The sequence below is a fragment of the Bacillus sp. JJ1127 genome (assembly GCF_036965845.1).
In the GTDB taxonomy this organism is placed as follows: Bacteria; Bacillota; Bacilli; order Bacillales; family Bacillaceae_G; genus Bacillus_A.
Genome location: NZ_JBALQK010000268.1, coordinates 1 through 679 on the forward strand (window position 1 = coordinate 1; position 679 = coordinate 679).

The window sequence follows — 679 nt, forward strand, 5'->3', positions numbered from 1 at the left end:
CTTCTACTATTTCTTGGCATAATAATTGTAAGAATATTACGGAAACTTAATCGATTTAATCATGTATAACGCAATTTTTTATTTAGTAGCAGCAGTTTTAATCATCGTTATAAATCCAAAGAAAGTATTGTATGGAAAAGAAGATACAAACATTATTAATGGAAAGCATTACATGATGTAGTGATAGTTTGTACAGCTATACACTTAAACTATCGGGATACTGGTTGAACTTTTTTATTTTAGATTTAAGCTATCAGTAGCCAGGGTAGAACGTACGGGTGCGTGTGGCAAGTAGCTTTTCTATATGAATATGCACCTTTTAAAAATAAAGAGAAGTATGGAACAGTGCATTCGCTAACAATGATTTTTGAATGTGAGTTGAAAGAAGGCGAAACATCTTGTATTTCAGATAATCCAGACGAAAATCAAACAGGTGTCAAATGGATACCGCTAGATGAATTACAGAATATTGGTCTATATCCTAATATTCGTGGTGAAATTCAAACATACATAAATAACAAACGAAACATTAAACCTATAGAAGAACAACAATTAGAGGGGTATTAATAAAACTGGGGAGCTAATTCGTGTTTTTTGGCTCTGGAATTAAACAACTTTATTATTAATTTAAAAATCCATTTTCTATGACACAACTAGGCCTTTAAATAACTTTAAAAAC

The 679-nt window shown here is 30.8% G+C and carries 1 protein-coding gene and 1 pseudogene; both read left to right on the forward strand.

Annotated features, from left to right (window positions below; translation table 11 throughout):
• Positions 1-40: 40 nt before the first annotated feature.
• A pseudogene (locus V7183_RS21910) lies at positions 41-181 on the forward strand (CPBP family intramembrane glutamate endopeptidase); the annotation flags it as partial.
• A 101-nt stretch (positions 182-282) separates the two neighbouring features.
• Positions 283-567 (forward strand): hypothetical protein, encoded by a 285-nt coding sequence (locus tag V7183_RS21915; RefSeq protein WP_335360824.1) that lies wholly within the window; start codon positions 283-285, stop codon positions 565-567.
• Positions 568-679: the final 112 nt, after the last annotated feature.